This window comes from Thalassotalea montiporae (assembly GCF_053485855.1).
Map to the genome: position 1 here is coordinate 212,452 of NZ_JBQRUO010000003.1, position 16,927 is coordinate 229,378.

Annotated in this window: 13 protein-coding genes and 5 tRNA genes; 3 read left to right on the forward strand and 15 right to left on the reverse strand. The window is 42.3% G+C overall.

What is annotated here, in order from left to right:
- Window positions 1-30 precede the first annotated feature (30 nt).
- From hupB to ACSLUR_RS11655, 10 genes are all read right to left on the reverse strand, one after another.
- Window positions 31-303, reverse strand: coding sequence for a nucleoid-associated protein HU-beta (gene hupB, locus ACSLUR_RS11610; protein ID WP_116000852.1), 273 nt, complete (start codon window positions 301-303; stop codon window positions 31-33).
- Window positions 304-587: 284 nt separating this feature from the next.
- Window positions 588-2,939, reverse strand: a complete 2,352-nt coding sequence (gene lon / locus ACSLUR_RS11615; protein ID WP_448554701.1) for an endopeptidase La — start codon at window positions 2,937-2,939, stop codon at window positions 588-590.
- 207 nt (window positions 2,940-3,146) lie between these two features.
- Entirely contained in the window at window positions 3,147-4,427 is a 1,281-nt protein-coding gene (gene clpX / locus ACSLUR_RS11620) for an ATP-dependent protease ATP-binding subunit ClpX (RefSeq protein WP_116000854.1), read from the reverse strand.
- Window positions 4,428-4,507: 80 nt separating this feature from the next.
- Window positions 4,508-5,149 (reverse strand): ATP-dependent Clp endopeptidase proteolytic subunit ClpP, encoded by a 642-nt coding sequence (gene clpP / locus ACSLUR_RS11625; RefSeq protein WP_281269084.1) that lies wholly within the window; start codon window positions 5,147-5,149, stop codon window positions 4,508-4,510.
- Window positions 5,150-5,237: 88 nt separating this feature from the next.
- A complete protein-coding gene (tig, locus tag ACSLUR_RS11630; RefSeq protein WP_448554704.1) occupies window positions 5,238-6,545 on the reverse strand; it encodes a trigger factor in 1,308 nt (435 codons plus the stop codon).
- A gap of 660 nt (window positions 6,546-7,205) precedes the next feature.
- Window positions 7,206-7,282 (reverse strand) — tRNA-Pro (locus ACSLUR_RS11635).
- A 103-nt stretch (window positions 7,283-7,385) separates the two neighbouring features.
- Window positions 7,386-7,462 (reverse strand) — tRNA-Pro (locus tag ACSLUR_RS11640).
- An 8-nt stretch (window positions 7,463-7,470) separates the two neighbouring features.
- Window positions 7,471-7,546: transfer RNA gene (locus ACSLUR_RS11645), tRNA-His, on the reverse strand.
- A 7-nt stretch (window positions 7,547-7,553) separates the two neighbouring features.
- Window positions 7,554-7,630, reverse strand: a tRNA-Arg gene (locus tag ACSLUR_RS11650).
- Between the two features lie 52 nt (window positions 7,631-7,682).
- Window positions 7,683-7,759 (reverse strand) — tRNA-Pro (locus ACSLUR_RS11655).
- Window positions 7,760-8,074: 315 nt separating this feature from the next.
- Between ACSLUR_RS11655 and folD the strand changes: the two genes are divergently transcribed.
- A complete protein-coding gene (gene folD, locus ACSLUR_RS11660) occupies window positions 8,075-8,932 on the forward strand; it encodes a bifunctional methylenetetrahydrofolate dehydrogenase/methenyltetrahydrofolate cyclohydrolase FolD (RefSeq protein ID WP_448554706.1) in 858 nt (285 codons plus the stop codon).
- 109 nt (window positions 8,933-9,041) lie between these two features.
- Here the strand turns inward: folD and ACSLUR_RS11665 are convergent, their stop codons facing one another.
- Window positions 9,042-10,679: a methyl-accepting chemotaxis protein gene (locus tag ACSLUR_RS11665; protein ID WP_448554708.1), complete on the reverse strand. Its 1,638-nt coding sequence runs from the start codon at window positions 10,677-10,679 to the stop codon at window positions 9,042-9,044.
- 9 nt (window positions 10,680-10,688) lie between these two features.
- Window positions 10,689-11,741, reverse strand: a complete 1,053-nt coding sequence (locus ACSLUR_RS11670) for a hypothetical protein (RefSeq protein WP_448554710.1) — start codon at window positions 11,739-11,741, stop codon at window positions 10,689-10,691.
- A 236-nt stretch (window positions 11,742-11,977) separates the two neighbouring features.
- On the opposite strand from ACSLUR_RS11670, the gene ACSLUR_RS11675 reads away from it, so the two are divergent.
- Together ACSLUR_RS11675 and ACSLUR_RS11680 are read left to right on the forward strand one after the other, a co-directional pair.
- Window positions 11,978-12,253, forward strand: a complete 276-nt coding sequence (locus tag ACSLUR_RS11675) for a hypothetical protein (RefSeq protein WP_116000860.1) — start codon at window positions 11,978-11,980, stop codon at window positions 12,251-12,253.
- A 271-nt stretch (window positions 12,254-12,524) separates the two neighbouring features.
- Complete coding sequence (locus tag ACSLUR_RS11680; RefSeq protein WP_116000861.1) at window positions 12,525-13,124, forward strand: Yip1 family protein; 600 nt, start codon at window positions 12,525-12,527, stop codon at window positions 13,122-13,124.
- Window positions 13,125-13,295: 171 nt separating this feature from the next.
- Here ACSLUR_RS11680 and puuE read toward each other — a convergent pair whose 3' ends face one another.
- From puuE to guaD, 3 genes are read right to left on the reverse strand one after another with little or no spacing between them, the layout of a single operon-like run.
- Window positions 13,296-14,264 carry an allantoinase PuuE gene (puuE, locus tag ACSLUR_RS11685; RefSeq protein ID WP_448554713.1) on the reverse strand — a complete coding sequence of 323 codons (969 nt, stop codon included), beginning with the start codon at window positions 14,262-14,264 and terminating at the stop codon, window positions 13,296-13,298.
- A gap of 4 nt (window positions 14,265-14,268) precedes the next feature.
- Complete coding sequence (locus tag ACSLUR_RS11690) at window positions 14,269-15,534, reverse strand: urate hydroxylase PuuD (RefSeq protein ID WP_448554715.1); 1,266 nt, start codon at window positions 15,532-15,534, stop codon at window positions 14,269-14,271.
- On the reverse strand, window positions 15,534-16,925 hold the full coding sequence (gene guaD / locus ACSLUR_RS11695; protein ID WP_448555112.1) for a guanine deaminase: 1,392 nt from the start codon (window positions 16,923-16,925) through the stop codon (window positions 15,534-15,536). The genes ACSLUR_RS11690 and guaD overlap by 1 nt, the downstream gene beginning before the upstream one ends.
- Window positions 16,926-16,927 lie beyond the last annotated feature (2 nt).

Genomic DNA, 16,927 nt, shown 5'->3' on the forward strand with positions numbered 1-16,927 from the left:
TTGCATTTGAAACTAAATCAATTGTATAGATTAGTTACACGCGTCTTTTAACGCTTTACCCGCTTTGAAAGATGGGATTTTTGCAGCAGAAATTTCAATCGTTGCACCCGTTTGTGGGTTGCGGCCAGTGCGCGCAGCACGGTCACGTACTGAGAATGTACCGAAGCCAACTAGAGCAACTTGCTCACCGCTTTTTAATTCTTCAGTAACCGCTTCGATAAATGAGTCTAAAGCACGACCAGCAGCAGCTTTTGAAATATCCGCGCCAGCAGCAATTTTCTCGATTAGTTGAGACTTATTCACAGTGTCTTCCCCTTCAATTGTTATTATTCAGCACTATCGTTTGTTTTAGCGTCCTGCAGAAACGTTTATAACAAGCTTCTTTTTGAACATCAAGCACTGAGTTAAAGAAAAAATAGTAGATAAAATTTTTATTATCTTTGACTAGAACCCTTTGTATACGGGCGCTAGCGCTATCAGCGTTTCTAAGTTACCACGTTTTCAGCGTTTGAAAAGCGATATTTGTAATTTTTTCCCACTTTTTTACAAAATCATCGCTTTTCTTGCACTAAAAACACGTAACTGCTTTATTTTTCATCAACCTTGAACGTATCAACAGGGTGTTCAAGGGCGATATCAAGCACTTCGTCAATCCATTTCACAGGGTAAATAGCGAGGTCTTGCTTAACGTTTTCCGGTATTTCTTTTAAATCACGCTCGTTGTCTTTCGGAATAACAACCGTTTTAATACCACCGCGATGAGCCGCTAGTAGCTTCTCTTTTAAACCGCCGATGGCTAAAACTTCACCGCGTAAAGTAATTTCACCCGTCATCGCAACATCTGCTTTAACTGGATTGCCCGTTAAGCTTGAAACTAATGCGGTACACATACCAATACCCGCGCTTGGACCATCTTTTGGCGTCGCCCCTTCTGGCACGTGTACGTGAATATCGCGTTTTTCGTAGAAATCTTCATTAATGCGAAGTTTTTCCGTGCGGCTGCGAACCACTGTCATAGCTGCCTGAATAGATTCCTGCATCACATCGCCGAGTGAACCTGTGTAAGTGAGTTTACCTTTACCAACATTCGAAGCGGTTTCGATAGTCAATAAGTCACCACCTACTGATGTCCACGCTAAGCCCGTCACTTGGCCTATGCGGTTTTGGTCGTCTGCTTTACCGTAATCAAAACGTTGCACACCCAAGTATTCACTTAAGTTTTCATCTGTAATTTCAATATGCTTGATTTGTTTATCAAGTAAGATGGCTTTAACCACTTTACGACATAGCTTCGAAATCTCTCGCTCTAAGCTTCGAACACCTGCTTCTCGTGTGTAGTAACGGATGATGCCAACAATCGCGCTATCATCAATGGTGACTTCTTTTGCTTTTAAGCCGTTACGCTCAATTTGTTTCGGCACTAAGTGACGCTTGGCAATATTTAGCTTCTCGTCTTCGGTATAACCAGATAAACGAATCACTTCCATACGATCTAGTAACGGGCCAGGAATATTCATGCTATTTGACGTAGCAACAAACATGACATCCGATAAATCGTAATCCACTTCTAAGTAATGATCATTGAAGCTAGTGTTTTGCTCAGGATCTAATACTTCTAATAATGCTGATGCTGGGTCACCGCGCATATCGGATGCCATCTTATCGATTTCATCTAATAGGAATAGCGGGTTTTTCACGCCAACTTTCGCAATTTTTTGAATAAGCTTTCCAGGCAAACTACCAATGTAGGTACGACGGTGACCACGAATCTCGGCTTCATCACGTACGCCACCAAGTGCCATGCGAACATATTTACGGCCAGTAGCTTTCGCAATAGATTGACCCAATGATGTTTTACCAACACCTGGAGGCCCAACTAAACAAAGAATAGGTCCTTTTAATTTGCTAACGCGCTGTTGAACCGCTAAGTACTCAAGAATGCGTTCTTTAACCTTATCTAGACCGTAGTGATCTTTCTCTAGTACTTCTTCTGCTAACGCTAAGTTCTTTTTCAGCTTACTGCGTTTTTTCCATGGTACATTACACATCCAGTCTATGTAGCTGCGCACTACCGTAGCTTCTGCCGACATGGTCGACATCATTTTCAGCTTTTGGTACTCCGCCATCGTTTTATCTTTGGCTTCCGCAGGCATTTGCGCTTCTTCAATGCGTTTAAGCATTTGCTCGGCTTCATCTGGCACATCGTCCATTTCGCCTAGCTCTTTTTGAATCGCTTTCATTTGCTCGTTAAGGTAATACTCGCGTTGGCTTTTTTCCATTTGCTTTTTCACGCGAGTGCGAATTTTCTTCTCAACTTGCAGTAAATCAATTTCACCTTCCATCAAGGCCATTAAATATTCCAAGCGCTCAGCAACATTAGAAGTTTCTAATACCTTCTGCTTGTCATTAATTTTCAGTGGCATGTGAGCTGCCATGGTATCGGCCAGCTGCTCAGGGTCTTCGATACCTGACAATGATGTTAATACTTCCGGTGGGATCTTCTTGTTAAGCTTTACATAGCCCTCAAACTGAGAGATAGCAGAGCGTACCAAAACATCGCTGCTCTCGTCGCTGTCGCTTTGTGACTCAATGTATTCAACATCTGCGGTAAAGTAATCTTCAGTATTGATAAACTGTTTGATTTGAGCGCGCTTAACGCCTTCAACAAGTACTTTTACCGTGCCGTCAGGCAGTTTAAGCATTTGAAGAATTGATGCAACAGTGCCCGTTTCGTATACATCGTTCGCTGTTGGGTCATCAATTGCCGCATCTTTTTGTGCAACTAGGAACACCTGCTTATCACTTTCCATCGCAATATCTAAACTGCGGATAGATTTTTCGCGACCAACAAACAATGGAATCACCATTTGTGGATAGACTACGACGTCTCTTAACGCCAATACGGGGATTTCTACTACACCGGATAATTCATTGGTCATAGATAACTCTCTTGGAAATAGAATCTGAAATCAGCAGCTTATTTTTCTTCCCATGAAAAAAACAAGTGCAATACTCAACGAGTATTCAATACGATAAAAAAGTATATGGGGATGTTAAAATAACTTTCAACAAAGCAATAAAAAAAAGAGCCTTATAGGCTCTTTTTTGTGCGATTACGATAACTTACCATTATCACTTTGATGGACTTAGCTGTCTGATGCAGCTTGGTCTTGTGGCGTTTCGTAGATAATGATTGGCTTAGACTCACCGGTAATAACCGTTTCGTCAACCACCACTTTCGACGCATTTTCCATTGATGGTAGCTCGTACATGGTATCAAGCAACACACCTTCTACAATTGAACGCAAACCACGTGCACCAGTTTTGCGTACCATGGCTTTGTTAGCAATTGCTTTTAACGCGTCTTCTCTGAACTCTAGCTCAACGTCTTCCATATCAAATAAGGCGGTAAATTGCTTCGTTAAGGCGTTTTTCGGCTCTTGTAAGATTTGAATCAACGCGTCTTCATCAAGCTCACTTAACGTTGCAACTACAGGCAGACGACCAATAAACTCAGGAATTAAACCGTACTTCACCAAATCTTCAGGTTCAACTTCTTGGAAACGCTCAGTAAGAGACTTGTTTTCGTCTTTACTGCGCACTTCTGCGCCAAAGCCGATACCCGTACCCGTTTCACAACGCTGCTCAATCACTTTATCAAGGCCTGCAAATGCACCACCACAGATAAACAAGATTTTAGACGTATCTACTTGCAAAAACTCTTGCTGCGGATGCTTACGACCACCTTGCGGCGGCACTGACGCTATTGTGCCTTCAATTAGTTTTAGCAGTGCTTGCTGCACACCTTCACCAGATACATCACGGGTTATTGAAGGGTTATCTGACTTGCGTGAAATTTTGTCGATTTCATCAATGTACACGATACCACGTTGCGCTTTTTCAACGTCGTAGTCACATTTTTGTAGCAGCTTCTGAATGATGTTTTCCACATCTTCACCAACATAACCCGCTTCAGTTAATGTCGTCGCATCAGCCATGGTAAATGGCACATCTAATAGGCGTGCTAATGTTTCTGCCAATAGTGTTTTACCACTACCTGTAGGACCAATCAGCAAGATATTACTTTTGCTTAACTCAACACCATTGTGCTGATCGCCATTGCGCAAACGCTTATAGTGGTTATAAACCGCTACGGCTAATACCTTCTTGGCGTGCTCTTGACCAATAACATAGTCATCAAGGCTTGCACGAATGTCCATTGGTGAAGGCAGTGACTCTTTATCTTGCTTAGGTGCAATTTCTTTGATTTCTTCGCGGATAATGTCATTACATAATTCAACACACTCGTCGCAAATAAAGACTGACGGACCAGCAATTAATTTACGTACTTCGTGTTGGCTCTTACCACAAAAAGAGCAATATAATAATTTTCCACTATCACCGTCACCTTTCTTAATATCGGTCATACGGTACCTCTAAATTTATAACTTTCTAAATGATTCACGCTGTTTTACTAAGTATTTCACAAAATGCTTAGATGACAATCTTATTTGTCAGCTCTTTGTTCTAATATGGCATCAACTAAGCCATATTCAACTGCATCTTGTGCACTTAAGAAATTATCGCGGTCAGTGTCTTGCGCAACTTGCTCAAGCGGCTTACCAGTATGATCTGCCATTAAGCGATTTAATTTCTCTTTAATGTATAAAATTTCTTTTGCGTGAATTTCAAAATCTGACGCTTGACCTTGGAAGCCACCTAATGGCTGATGGATCATAACGCGTGAATTTGGCAGACAGTAACGCTTACCTTTTTCACCGCCAGACAACAAGAATGCGCCCATGCTAGCCGCTTGACCAATACACACTGTGCTCACGTTAGGCTTGATAAACTGCATGGTGTCATAGATAGCTAAACCAGCTGTTACTGAGCCACCTGGTGAATTAATGTATAAGAAGATGTCTTTTTCTGGACTTTCCGACTCTAAAAACAACATCTGTGCAACGATTAGGTTAGCCATATGGTCTTCAACCTGGCCGCACAAGAAGATTACACGCTCTTTTAACAGGCGCGAGTAAATATCGTAAGAGCGCTCCCCTTTTGCCGTTTGTTCAACCACCATTGGGACTAGGGCATTTTCGATATTGTTATTTTCGTTAAGGGAATGAGTTAGATGAGATGTAAACAACGGAATTTCCTTACTTGTAAAAAAAATGGCTCATATGAATCCATACAAGCCATTTAAGCTATTGCTTAGCGTATTGTCAACGAAAAGCTTATTTTGCTTCAGGGTTCATGATGTCCTTGAAGCTTGCTTCTTTGTCAGAAACATTTGCTTTTTCAACAACGAAATCTACCGCTTGCTCTTCTAATGCAACGTTTTGCATTTGCTGGTGCATTTCTTTGTTGTTTTTGTAGTACTCGATAACTTCAGCTGGATCTTCGTATGCAGATGCAGCCGTTTCGATTAACTCGTCAACTTTCGCTTCGTCAACTTTTAACTCGTTTACTTTGATGATTTCACCAAGTAATAAACCAACTTTTACGCGACGTTTCGCTTGCTCTTCGAACATTTCAGCTGGTAGTTGAGGTAAGTTTTTAGGGTCCATTTGACCACCGAAGCGCTGCAGTGCTTGTTGACGTAATACGTCTACTTCTTGTGCGATTAATGCAGCAGGAAGCTCAACTTCGTGGTTCTCTAATAAACCTTCTATTGCTTGCTCTTTGATCTTAGCTTTTACTGCTTGACCAAGTTCACGCGCCATGTTTTTAGAAACTTCTTCACGAAGTGCGTCTACGCCGCCTTCTTCAACACCGAAAAGCTTAGCGAACTCATCGTTAACTTCTGGAAGCTCTGGGCCTTCAGTTTTAAGTACTTTAATGTCGAACTCAGCTTCTTTACCTTTTAAGTTTTCAGCATGGTAGTCTTCAGGGAAAGTTACTTTAATCGTTTGCTCTTCACCTACTTTCATGCCAGTGATTTCTTTTTCGAAACCAGGGATCATGCGGCCAGAACCAAGCTCAAGTTCGAAACCTTCAGCTTTGCCACCTTCAAACTCTTCACCGTCAACACGACCTAAGAAATCGATAGTTAGCTTGTCGCCTTTCTTAGACTTACGCTTGTTCTCTTTCCACGTTTTGTGTTGGTTTTGAAGGGTAACGAACATTTCATCGATGTCAGCATCAGTTACTTCAGCAACTGGGCGCTCAACAGCGATTTTTTCTAAATCTTTGATTTCAACTTCTGGGTATACTTCGAACGTTGCTTCGAATTCGAATGGTTTGCCATCTTCGTTGCTTTTCGCTTCGAAGTTAGGGCGACCCGCTGGGTTGATCTTTTCTTCGATGATTGCTTCAACGAAGTTGCGTTGCATTAGCTCACCCGTGATCTCTTCACGAACTGCCTTGCCGTAACGCTTTTGAATAACTGATGGTGGAACTTTACCAGGACGGAAACCATTGATGCGTTGGGTCTTAGCTAATTGGCGAAGACGGTTTTTAACTTCAACATCTACTTTTTCAGCAGGAACAGAAATCGTTAAACGGCGTTCCAAACCTTGTGTAGTCTCAACAGAAACTTGCATTTATATACCTCAATTTAGCGTTTGAACACGCTTCCTATTTTCCATCTATCTATCCAAGCAAATTCTCACCATGAAAATGCTGTCAGCCCTTGTGGTCTAAGCCAGTTGAGCTAGGAAACACCTGAATAAATGATGCTCATATTAAAATTAATGACGCGCAATTATAGCCATGCTTTTTGCAAGAGTCGAGTTTATCACCTGATTATTTTATATTCTTAAACTTTTCAACAAGATAGTAGCAAAATTAGCGCATTTCTAAGGTGTTTGCGCTAATTCACTGATCTAATGAGAAATTACTCGATAAAAAAGAAAAACGGCCAAAAGAGTTAAGTAAATTGCTAGGTGGTGTAAAGCGTAATTCAACTGAGCAATTTAGGAATACCCAAACCACTTGCAATCAAAGGACTAATGGTAAAGTAATCGGTAATATCGAGTGTGAAACTATGAGCCTTTTAGAGAACACTCAATCAAATTTCTATTTAAGGAAGAAAGAGATAGAAGCCAATAATGTAGGATTTGAGCCCAAGACTCTTTGAGAGAATACCCAAACTAAATGCTATCAAACAAAACAAGAAAAAGTGATCGGTGATATAGGTTTTGAACCTACGACAATTTGCGAGAACACCCAAAACCAATGGAATTAGAGATATAAAGAGAAAGTGGTCGGTGATGTAGGATTTGAACCTACGACCCCTTGGACCCAAACCAAGTGCGCTACCAAGCTGCGCTAATCACCGACAGAGGTAATGGTAATCGAAGTATTATAATTCGAACCACTTTAAATTTTAGCATCTTAAATTGTGCTGATGATAACACTACAAAAGCTAAAATCTGAAAGAGTGGTCGGTGATGTAGGATTTGAACCTACGACCCCTTGGACCCAAACCAAGTGCGCTACCAAGCTGCGCTAATCACCGACGAAAGATGGGGTGGCTAATGGGACTTGAACCCACGACAACCGGAATCACAATCCGGGGCTCTACCAACTGAGCTATAGCCACCATTGTATGGCACGCCCTGCAGGATTTGAACCTGCGACCCACGGCTTAGAAGGCCGTTGCTCTATCCAGCTGAGCTAAGGGCGCACATCACCTACAAGTGCGTAGCTTTATTACCTATTAACTTAAGATAATAAAGTGGTCGGTGATGTAGGATTTGAACCTACGACCCCTTGGACCCAAACCAAGTGCGCTACCAAGCTGCGCTAATCACCGACTAAGTTGTTAAAAGCCTTGTTGCCTTCAACGGGTGCGCATATTACCGACCCACCCTTTACTCGTCAAACACTTTTTTAAAAATTTATTTCAACCGCTCACCTTTTCACCACAACGTCTAAAAAAGCGAATAAATGCTGATTTTTTGGCTATAAACACTATGTTTCTAATGAATATTTAGATCACTTAACTTATTTTGCGATAACAACTGACATAGCTCAGATTTTTTCGTAATTATGCGTTTTGTTGTTACAACAAGCTCGGCTTTTATGCAAAAATATTAGCGTGAATTAATCCTCTACCTATTAAAGAACTATGACAGCACAACTTATTGACGGAAAAGCTATCGCACAGAATATTCGTACTTCGGTGAAAGAGAAAGTAGCAGCGCGAATAAATCAAGGAAAACGAGCACCGGGATTGGCGGTTATTTTGGTTGGTAATGACCCTGCATCAGAAGTATACGTTGGCAGCAAACGCAGAGCTTGTGAGGAAGTAGGTTTTGTTTCTCGCTCATACGACTTGCCTTCAAGCACGTCTGAAAAAGAATTACTGGCGCTAATTGAAGAATTAAATCACGACGATGCTGTTGATGGTATTTTAGTGCAACTGCCTTTGCCTGAGGGGTTAGATCCCAATTTAGTGATCGAACATATCAACCCGCAAAAGGATGTAGACGGTTTCCACCCTTCTAATGTAGGTAAACTAGCGCTGCGTCAACCTGGCCTTCGCCCGTGCACGCCCAAAGGCATTGTCACATTAATCGAATCAACCGGTGTTAAACCTCATGGCTTAGAAGCCGTTGTTGTTGGTGCTTCTAATATAGTAGGCCGACCGATGACACTTGAGCTACTGCTAGCTGGCTGTACGGTAACAACCACTCATCGTTTTACGAAAGATTTAGAAAGTAAAGTTCGCCAAGCTGACTTGCTAGTCGTCGCCGTGGGTAAACCAGAATTTATTCCAGGTGATTGGATCAAAAAAGGTGCCATTGTGATTGATGTTGGTATCAACCGCCTAGAGTCGGGTAAGTTAGTTGGTGATGTTGAATTTGGTATTGCTAAAGATAAAGCTGATTACATCACGCCTGTACCTGGTGGTGTTGGCCCTATGACGGTTGCAAGCTTAATAGAAAATACCTTAATCGCCTGTGAAGAGTTCGGTGCAAACTAGCCCAATCTAACCGATGGTATATAGTGCTTAGCGGAATAAAAGTACACGATTAAAAAAGCGCCATTAGGCGCTTTTCTTTTGTCGTCTATCTATTACGTTTTAGAAGCTATTAGTTAATCTTAAATTTATTGACTAATGGTTCATACACGTTGATAACACTGCGCAGCTCTTCACTCGTTTGCTGCAGGTTTAGCACCGACTCATTCGATAACTCACTCAACTGAGTTGCTTCGTTAACCTGTTCATTGATGTTTTGTAGTGTAACTGATTGCTCTTCCGTGGCACTGGCGATTTGCTCATTCATAGACAAAATATTACTCAACATCTTCACAATATTTTGCAATGCTTGCTCTGATGACTGAGTAAAGCCCACGGTTTCATCCAGTGATTTCATACTGCCTTGCATCGCATTTACTGATTGATGAGCACCTGCCTGCAACTTTTCAATCATGGATTGAATTTCACTGGTAGACTCTTGAGTTCGCTGTGCAAGTGTTCTTACTTCATCTGCAACAACAGCAAACCCCCTTCCTTGATCGCCAGCCCGTGCGGCTTCAATCGCAGCATTAAGGGCCAATAGATTAGTTTGTTCCGCAATTCCCCTAATAACATCTAACACAGAGCCGATTTCGTTAGTGTCATCAGACAACTGAGCAATTGCGTTGCTGGTGTCTGTCATATTATCTTTTAACCCCTCTACAGCACTTATCGCTTGCCCTTGCAGCAATAATCCCTGCTGCGCTTCGCTGTCAGACTTTTGTGCTTCAACACGAGCATTATCCGCACTTTGGGCAATTTCTTCTGTCGCGGCAGTAATTTCTGAAGTTGAATGGCTAACCGATGTCAGTACTTCCACACTTGTCGCTAAATTGGTACTTGATGAACCAACGGCTTGTGAAAGCGAATTAGATTCACTGTGCAACACAGGAACCGATTGCGCAATCTCACGGATCACTGAGTTAAGTGATGAAACCATATGGTTAAACGCGGTGCTCATCTGGGCAACTTCGTCGTTACCAACAACCTCAAGCGACTGTGTTAGATCATTACGCTTATCGATATCAGTGATCTTATTGGTTGCACGTCGCAACGGTTTTTGAATACTTGCTATTAAACCAACCCCAACAAGAACACCAATTACAATAACAACCGCTACCGCGATTAACATGAACTGCCAGCTTGTATCGTATGTTTCTTGGTTACTCTGATAAAACTCTTCAGCACCAACTACATTGGTTTGAAACATATCTTGTAGCTGCTTGTGCAGCTGTTCAAACAAAGCACGGTATTCGTTATTGGCCAATCGGTCCGCTTCAACATCATTATTTGTTTGGCTCAGCCTAACAATTTGATCGCGCAATTTTGCCATTTCTCGAACTTCGTCTTGCACTTGTTGAAATAGCTCTGTTTCTTCACCTGGGTCTAGTGTTTTTGAAAACTCATCCAATGAAATGGTGAGTTGCTGCGCAGCATTAGTTATTCTGCGCTCAGCTTCGCGCATCGCATTATCGTCAGGTGAAATAATATGGCTTTTAAGCCAGACAAACTCCTCATAGGTGTGTTTACGCGCATCGGTTAAATTAACCACGCTAACAAAGTAATTGTCGTAAATCTCTTGGCCGCCTTCATTTATCGAACCAGCAGAACGCAGTGCCATTAATAGCATTAGCACAGGAATCACGATAAAGATGATGATAGCCAGCGGAATCTTCTGTGAAATCTTTAAGTTTCTTAACAAAGTAATCATAACTACCCTCTAAAATTCAACGCTAGCTCTAAGCGTGACAACGGTTGGTTCACTATCAGTCTCACCAAGATCGCCAAAACCACTGTTTTCTATGCGCTGCACAGATCCAGTCAAATAAAAATTATCAAACATTTGGTATTTGGCATAAGCTTCGAATTGGCTAATATCATCAAGCTCATTGTTGGTGTTAAGCTCACTGCTCACCATCGACTGGCTATAACCAAGGCCAAATGCCCAGCGTTCCACTTGCTGTTGCCAAGAGATGCCGTAAAACTGTTCAACGTCACTGACATCTTCATTTGCGAAACCATAACGCAATAGAAATTGGCCTGCGTTGCTTTGAAAAGCCAGTGTAATATGTGCTCCTGCATTATTGTCTTCACTGCCATCAAATGTTTCTACATCCAAACTAGATGCCCAAATTGAACCATGCACACTTAGTTGTTGGTATTGCCAAGCTAACTCCAAAGATGTGAAGTACTCGTCCATTTCATCAAACAAGCTTGAATAACGAGCATCTAAGTCGCCCAAGCCTTCCGCCTGAGAAAGTAAAAATGAATAGTTTAATTGGCTATTGATTTCACCAGTATAACCAAGGCCTAGTGCATAATCTGGTGCGCCACTGGTTTGAATATTAACAAACGATGACGAAACAAATTGTGTTGTTTCATCATTCGCCCAATCGCCTGATTCCGTAAATCCGGAAGGGTAAAGTAAGCCTACAACTAATTCACCATTACCAACTGGTAAATAGTATTCAGCACTTGATATCTGAATTCGGCCATTGCCATTATCGTCAGCAGCTCCGCCAGCATCGGCCAGTGCCTCACCATAAGTATCAGTTACTCTTCCTTCTTTAGAACTACTGGTACCCTCGATATACATGTGCCAGCGACCTAATGGTAGTCGCCCATCAACATCAGCATCAAGAACACCAATAAATTCACTGCTAACGTCATCTGCTGATGTAGTTAAATAAAAGCCTGTTACAGCGCCACTTATTTCCACAGCAGACAAGCTCGCTGGTGCCATTAACAAACCGAGAAATACTTTCTTTAACACTATTTTTTATTCCTTTTTCCAACGTCAACATCTAATTTGTAGCAAGACAAGGCAGTTTTTTCCTATATAACAACAAGAAATACCTTATTACTTTTCTTGTTATTTTATCTGTCACGTATGCAACCAATTGTTAATAAATGTAAAATCAAAAATTTAGTTTATGTAAATATAAAATGAACTAGCGACACTTCACTGAGTTGTTAAAATGTTGCTATTTCTCCATCAAGCCATTACCTATGAGTAAACAAGTCAATCAGTTACTAGATCAGCACAATAAATTAGTTCATTCAGAATCATTGAAAGTTATATCGCACGTTCAAAGGGAAGATGATGATTGGATTGTAAATACTTTGATGTTGGACAATATTGACGTTCCCTTCAAATATAAGCGCAAAAAACAATACCGAAGCTTGCAAGGACAACGAGTCAATATCACCTATTACCCAAGCACAGAGACCGTCGCAGGCTTTGAAATGGAGGTAATGAATATCGTCAGAATCAAAATTGCTTAGGCGGAATCGATACTAGTTAGCCTATTTACTAGCGAATCCTTAGATAAAAACCATCATGCAGGATTTATTTTATTGATTTAAATCGTTCACCCAGTTTATTTTTTAATCACCTCTTGACGAATTCCTCGCCATATTACATAAATAAATAGTCGACATTAAAAAAATACATACATCGACTTTGTACATAAACAGCTTGTGCATACCACTAGTGTTGCGAATAACAAAAACAAAACGCAATTAACAAAAATCGGGGACTGCGAGAGGTACAATTATGATCTTAAATCATATCTGGGGGCTTTATGCTCACCCAAAAGAAGAATGGCACACCATTGAGAAACGTCACGAAAGCTTGTTCTACAGCTTGGCACACATATTAACTATCGCCTTAATTCCATCAATTTGTGGCTATTACGCTGCCGCTCATATTGGCTGGTCAATCGGTGCTGCTGACGTGATTAAATTGACCGAACAAAGCGCGCTAGTCATGTCGGTAGGCATGTATGGGGCGTTAATTGCGGGAGTGTTTGCGCTTGCCTATCTAATTCATTGGATGGCCAAAACCTTTGATTCAGATCCTAGCTACACACAATCACTAGAACTTGCCGCCTACACAGCAACACCTTTGTTGATGGTCGGTGTCACGGCTCTATTCCCTGTGCTTTGGTTTGTGGTTACAGCGGGCATGTTGGCAATTTGTTACTCGGTTTACCTGCTTTATTCAGGTGTGCCGATTATGATGAATATTCCTGAAGAAAAAGGCTTTATTTACTCTAGTTCAGTGGTTACTTGTGGTCTAGTACTGCTAGTTACCATTATGGCAGCAACTGCCATTTTATGGAGTATGGGCTTTGGTCCAGAGTATGTTGCTTAGCGCACATACTCCTTTAAAACCAATATTTAAAAACGAGTTGAAACTTTAAAATATAAAACGACGTCATTATCTCCCCGCTTTTTAAGCTACAGTGACGTCGTTTTTTTATGCCCAACTAACTAAGCTATACAAGCCAAGTAAGCTAACTAAGATTGGTAAGCTGAATTGCCTTTAAGCTGAACTGCTTTTAAATGGATGGGTTTTATGCCAATGCTCTGCAATATCAATACGGCGGGCAAACCACACATGGTCAAATGACTGCACATATTGGAAAAATCGCTCTAACGATTTAATACGCCCCGGACGACCAATCAAACGGCAATGCAAACCTATCGACATCATTTTCGGGCTATTTTCGCCATTCGGATCACCTTCTTCATACAAGGCATCAAAAGCATCTTTAAGATAATTAAAGAATTGATCGCCGGCATTAAACCCTTGAACTGCGGCAAAGCGCATATCGTTTACATCTAGCGTATAAGGTACGATTAATTGCGGTTTGGTCTCACCCTGTTCGCCAATGGCGACTTCCCGCCAAAATGGCAAATCGTCGCTGTAATCATCAGCGTCATATAGGAACTCACCATTTTCTGCCACTAGCTGACCAGTATTAGGGCTTGTACGCCCAGTATACCAACCCTTGGTTTTTTCTCCTGTGATCTGCTCAATGATCTCGATGGCCGCTTGCATATGCTGGCGTTCAGTATCGATATCGATATTTTGGTAGTTGATCCATCTCAGCCCATGACTACAAATTTCATGACCCGCCGCCATGCAAGCCTGCGCAATCTCGGGGTGACGTTTAAGTGCCATGGCAACAGCAAATACCGTGACTGGTATTTGGTACTTCTCAAACAGCCTGAGTAAGCGCCAAACACCCGCACGACTGCCGTATTCGTAGATTGACTCCATGCTCATATGACGATCTTCTACATGTGGGGCGTTAATAATTTCAGACAAGAAAGTTTCGGCTGCTGGGTCACCATGCAGCACAGAGTTTTCACCCCCTTCTTCGTAATTCATTACGACCTGTACCGCAATTCTCGCCTTATTTGGCCAGTTAGCATGAACCGGTTTGCTGCCATAACCAATCAAGTCGCGCGGGTAGTTGTCATAGCTTGAGCTATTATTACCTGTCATTGGTCTACTCCCCTGCTTCTGTGTTGGCCTGTAATTCATCCTTGCTACTTGTAAGCCCTGCTAACCAAATTGCCAATTGCTGACGTTCATCGTCCGTCATCTTGGTTACATTGCCCAATGGCATATCGCGGTTAACAATGGCACGGGTATGAATAAAGGCACTTAGCTTCTTTGCCTGCGTGACGGAATCCAAAATAAATCCATTGGGTGCCGTTTGGAACAGTTGAGAGCGCGGCGCTTGGCTATGACATTCAGTGCAGTGCTTATCAATAATCTGCCATGCTTGCTGATCGCTGACGGTTTCGCTCGCTAGGTGATTTTGCGTTTGCACCACATGCCAAGGGGCGATGAGCAACATCAAAGCGAAAAATGCGGCAATACCACTGACTAGCACTTGCGGCTTATAAACGCCTTGGTGTTTTAAATTAAAGAAGTGGCGAATCCACATGCCAATGACAAACAAAGCCACTAGAATTAGCCAACCATAAGGGTGGCTATAGGTATACGCAAAGTGATTCGAAAGCATAATGAAGATAACGGGCAGCGTTGCATAGTTATTGTGAACCGAGCACAACTTAGCTTTCAAGCCTGGAGCAGAATCAGGTATGCGCCCAGCTTCCACTTCCGCCACCATGTAACGCTGACTTGGCATGATGACATGATAAACATTACCGGCCATACAAGTACCGATAATCGCGCCGATATGAATATAAACAGCGCGATCTGTAAATAACTGGTCAAGCCCCCAACTGTATAAAGCCAGTAAGCCAATTGCGACGAGCGCAAACAGTTTACCATTATCAACCAACGGTGACTTACACAACAGGCGGTAAATAACATAACCGGAGCCAATAATGGCTAATGACACAGCAATTGCACTGGCTTTATCTAAACTGGATTTATTGGTATCGAGTAAATAAGCGTCAGCGCCAACATAGTAGAGCAAGGAAAACAATAAAATACCGCTAATCCAAGTGGTATATGCTTCCCACTTAAACCAGTGCAAAGTGCTGGGCATTTGCTCTGGGCCATTTTGATATTTAGCAACCTCGTAGAAACCACCGCCATGAATGGCCCATAAATCACCACGGATCCCTTTATCTTGCTTCCATTTGGGTGGTGTTTGTAAATTGTTGTCGAGCCAAACAAAATAAAACGATGCACCTATCCAAGCGATACCGGCGATAACGTGAAAATAACGTAAAACTAGGTGTGCTAGCTCAAAAAAGTAGTTTTCTAAACCAGCTAACCCCAATGCTTCTAACACCATTAACTCACCTCCTTAAGTACAGAGGGCTCGCTAATATCTGCTAACGTTGGTTTAAATTGTGGCTGACCATCGCGTTTATAGGCCTTCTCACCCAGAATATAGGTCGCTTCAATACAGCGATCGTCACCGAGCATCATAATGGCAAATAAACGTTCGTGTAGGGTTTTCGCCTCTTTCAACCTGAAGCTTAAAAATGGTGTTGCTTGGTAGTCTAAAACGACAAAATCCGCTTCACAGCCGGTATTGAAATTACCAATAGTTCCCTCTAAATCGAGCGCTCTAGCCCCGCCTAGGGTTGCTAAATAAAGCCCTTTAAACGCAGAGAACTTCTCCCCTTGCAACTGTTGAATTTTGTATGCTTCATTACCTGTTTGCAGCATAGAAAAGCTAGTTCCTGCGCCAACATCGGTGCCCATACCAACGTGGATACCACGCTTTTCACAGGCTTTGAGGTTAAATAAACCAGAGCCAAGAAACAGATTCGATGTTGAGCAGTGAGATACCGATGCCTGTGTTTTGGCCAAGCAATCAAGCTCGCGCTCGGCAAGGTGAATAGAATGCGCAAACACTGAGCGCCTGCGCACTAGCCCTGCATCCTCGTATACACCAAGGTAGTCTTCACTTTCAGGGAAGAGCTCTTTGACCCACGCACATTCGTCTTTGTTTTCCGATAAATGGGTATGCAAATAAACATCTGGATACTCTTCAAGCAGCTGTGTACATTTCGCTAATTGCTCTGGGCTAGAAGTTGGCGCAAAGCGCGGCGTTACCGCGTAGCTAAGGCGATCAACATTATGCCACTTTTCAATCAAGGCTTTTGAGTCTTGATAGCTAGATTCTGGGCAGTCTGATAAATCTTCGGGACAGTTTCTGTCCATCATCACTTTACCGGCAATCATACGCAATTTTCGTTGCTGTGCTTCACTAAAGAAAGCATTCACCGATTGTGGGTGGACAGTGCCAAACACTAGTGCGGTCGTTGTACCATTGCGCAGCAATTCATCAATAAAGCGCTGAGACACCTGCCGTGCATAGTCTTCATCAGCAAACTTTTTCTCCGTTGGAAACGCATATTCAGTCAACCACGTTAATAACTGCTCGCCGTAAGCCCCTATCATTTCAGTTTGTGGCAGGTGAATATGCGTATCGATCATGCCGGGGATAATTAAACGCCCAGTATAACGTTTGGTGTCGATTAGCTGATCTGGATAAGCTAACGCTAGGTTTGGTAAAATGTCTCGCTCAAAGCCCAGATCGGCTACTTTGCCATCTTGAATCACTAGCGCGCCTTGCTCCAAGTAGCGATAAGCTTTATCGCCAGCAACAGCAGGGTCATCAACAAAATCAAGAATATCGCCGCAAATCACGCGAATTTTATTAGCTGTAGTCATCA